The sequence below is a fragment of the Micromonospora sp. M51 genome, assembly GCF_018070305.1.
Classification (GTDB): Bacteria; Actinomycetota; Actinomycetes; order Mycobacteriales; family Micromonosporaceae; genus Micromonospora; species Micromonospora parva.
Genome location: NZ_JAGPXZ010001286.1, coordinates 1 through 926, shown reverse-complemented (window position 1 = coordinate 926; position 926 = coordinate 1). Strand labels below are relative to the sequence as shown.

2 protein-coding genes are annotated in these 926 nt (G+C 71.2%); both read left to right on the top strand.

What is annotated here, in order from left to right; translation table 11 throughout:
* Positions 1 to 479: cytochrome P450 (locus KBX53_RS34320; protein ID WP_210863963.1), on the top strand; the 479-nt coding region annotated here is incomplete at its 5' end.
* A complete protein-coding gene (locus tag KBX53_RS34315) occupies positions 476 to 703 on the top strand; it encodes a ferredoxin (RefSeq protein WP_210863962.1) in 228 nt (75 codons plus the stop codon). The genes KBX53_RS34320 and KBX53_RS34315, both read left to right, overlap by 4 nt.
* The last annotated feature ends 223 nt before the right edge of the window (positions 704 to 926 follow it).

The following is a 926-nucleotide window of genomic DNA, read 5'->3' as shown; positions in this document are numbered from 1 at the left end:
CAGTGACCCAGATCCCCAACTTCGTGTACGTCCTGCTGCACAATCCGGACCAGCTCGCTCGGCTACGGGCCGACCCGTCGCTGGTGCCGGCCGCGGTCGAGGAGTTGTTGCGGTACGTGCCGCTGGGCGTCGGTTCCTCCTTCGCCCGGTACGCCAAGGAGGACGTCGAGGTCGGCGGGGTGCTGGTCCGGGCCGGTGAGCCGGTCCTCGGCTCACTGTCGTCGGCGAACCGGGACGCTACCGTCTTCGCTGACCCGGACCGGCTGGACCTCGGCCGCGAGCAGAACCCGCACCTGGGCTTCGGGCACGGCGTTCACCACTGCGTCGGCGCGCAGCTGGCCCGCATGGAGTTGCAGGTCGCCGTCGCCACACTCGTGACTCGCCTGCCCGGATTGCGGCTCGCCGTACCCGAGGACGAGTTGCAGTGGAAGCGGGGCATGTTGGTCCGGGGCCTGCTCGGCATGCCGGTGGCCTGGTGAGTGCCGCCTGGCGGATCGGGGTGGACTCGCGCCGCTGCATCGGCACGAGCATCTGCGCCGGTACCGCACCCGAGCACTTCCGCCTGGTCGGCGGCCAGTCCGCGCCGCTTGCCGACGTCGTCGCCCCGGCCGAGGTCATCGTCGACGCCGCCGACTCCTGCCCGGTGGAGGCGATCACGGTCCGCGACGCCACCGACGACACGCTGATCGCACCGCAGGAGTGACCCGACGTCGAGCCCGGCCGTCCGCACTATGAGCGGAGCAGCTGTGGAGGCCGGCAGACCAGCGACGAGGCGGTCATGGCGGTGCACCGGATCGGCGGAAGCTCAGGTCGAGGTGATCTGGAGTCGGCAGGGGACCATGGGGGCGAGCCCAAGGTCGCCGAGTATGGCCGCGCCCCGCCGGGCATGGCCGCCACCGGCGAACACCAGGGCTCTCTCTTATACA